This is a genomic window from Roseateles sp. P5_E11 (genome assembly GCF_054049355.1).
The window spans coordinates 1-1,272 of sequence record NZ_JBFUMO010000991.1; the positions used below are offsets into that span (position 1 = coordinate 1).

Genomic DNA, 1,272 nt, shown 5'->3' on the forward strand with positions numbered 1-1,272 from the left:
TGGCGATGGGGCCTTCCGCATCCGTGCTCCCCGCACCGGAGAAGCTCAGGTTCGCGCCCACCTGCCCACTCGTCGGGCCGCTGATGTTGGCCACCGGCGCCTGGTTGGCCGGCGCCGTGATCACCACCGCCTGCGTCTTGCTGTTGGTCAGGCCTCCAGCGTCGGTCACCGTCAGCGTCACCGTGTAGCTGCCTGCCGCGCTGTAGCTCTTCGTGGCCGACACCCCGCTGGCGCTCGTGCCGTCCCCGAACGTCCACGCGTAGCTGGCGATCGGGCCTTCCGCATCGGTGCTGCCGGCGCCGGAGAAGCTCAGGTTCGCGCCCACCTGCCCGCTGGTCGGGCCGCTGATGTTGGCCACCGGCGCCTGGTTGGCCATGCTGCCCGGCGTCCACGCCTCCACYTCGRCAATGCGCGAGAGATAGTAGGCCGAGCTGTTCACCAGCACGCGGATGCGCTGTGTGGTGATGGGCGCGAAGRCGAACTGCCGCCACACCTTGTTGTTGTTGATGACGCTGCCGCCCGGCACATCCACCCACCCGGYACCGTTCCAGTACTGGACTTCGAAGTGCAGGATACCGAAGTTGCTGAACGTCATCGCCAGCGTCGGCACTGAGGGCGAGTAGGCGTTGTCCTGCAGCGTGAACACATCGATTTCGCTGATCGTCTGCATGCCGTTGAAGTCGATCTGCACCCAGTCCGGGTAGACGCCCGAAGTGCCATCCGCCCACGCRCCGCCCGCTCCCCAGTTCAGCCCCAGCCGATCGCCGTCGATGACCGCGCTGGCGGGAAATCTGGAGTCAAAAGTGCTGGACGCTGTGGCGACGCYGCCGTTGGCGGCTGCAGCAACATTGACCGCCTGTCCTCCCGTTGCCGCCGTGATCACCACCACCTGCGTCTTGCTGTTGGTCAGGCCTCCAGCGTCGGTCACCGTCAACGTCACCGTGTAGCTGCCYGCCGCGCTGTAGCTCTTCGTGGCCGACACCCCGCTGGCRCTCGTGCCGTCSCCGAACGTCCACGCGTAGTTGGCGATGGGGCCTTCCGCATCCGTGCTCCCCGCACCGGAGAAGCTCAGGTTCGCGCCCACCTGCCCACTCGTCGGGCCGCTGATGTTGGCCACCGGCGCCTGGTTGGCCGGCGCCGTGATCACCACCGCCTGCGTCTTGCTGTTGGTCAGGCCTCCAGCGTCGGTCACCGTCAGCGTCACCGTGTAGCTGCCTGCCGCGCTGTAGCTCTTCGTGGCCGACACCCCGCTGGCGCTCGTGCCGTCCCCGA

General features: G+C 67.7%; 1 protein-coding gene. It reads right to left on the bottom strand.

What is annotated here, in order from left to right:
• A partial coding sequence (locus ACXJKR_RS32780; RefSeq protein WP_457326419.1) for a PKD domain-containing protein occupies window positions 1-1,272 on the bottom strand: 1,272 nt, incomplete at both ends.